Below are 578 nucleotides of genomic sequence, written 5' to 3'. Positions count from 1 at the left end.
AAACGATCGAGGGCTGGTATCTGACAACCGAACACAAGCGTCGGCCGCCGATCACCGTCTTTGACGATTTCTGGAAAAAATAGTCTCTCCCCCCGCCCCGGCCTGCGCCGGGGTTATTTTTTGTCCTTTTCGCCGCAAAAATGGCCTGCTATACTGGATGGATAGACAGTACCAGGAGTTATTGTGGCCAGAAAGCAATCAGCCCCGCGTCTCGAGTTTGAGGCGGCGGCGATCTATGAATATCCCGAACATCTTCGCCCGTGGCTGGAGGCGCTGCCGAAGCTGCCGGGCGTCTATCAGTTTCACGGCGACAGCGACACGATGCCGCTCTATATCGGTAAGAGCGTCAACCTCCGCAGCCGGGTGTTATCCCACCTGCGCACCCCTGAAGAGGCCGCGATGCTGCGTCAGTCGCGGCGTATCACCTGGCAGCGCACCGCTGGCGAGCTGGGAGCGCTGCTGCTGGAGGCGCGGTTGATTAAAGAGCAGCAGCCGCTGTTTAACAAGCGGCTACGGCGTAACAAGCAGCTCTGCGCCTGGCTACTTGCGGACGACCGGCCGCAGATTGTCTATGCCCG

General features: G+C 59.7%; 1 pseudogene. It reads left to right on the top strand.

From position 1 onward, the window contains the following. Nucleotides 1-183: 183 nt before the first annotated feature. A pseudogene (locus HGP29_RS28530) lies at nt 184-578 on the top strand (hypothetical protein); the annotation flags it as partial.

Origin of the sequence: Flammeovirga agarivorans, assembly GCF_012641475.1 — a bacterium.
Lineage (GTDB): Bacteria > Bacteroidota > Bacteroidia > Cytophagales > Flammeovirgaceae > Flammeovirga > Flammeovirga agarivorans.
This window is presented reverse-complemented; position numbering and strand designations above follow the sequence as displayed.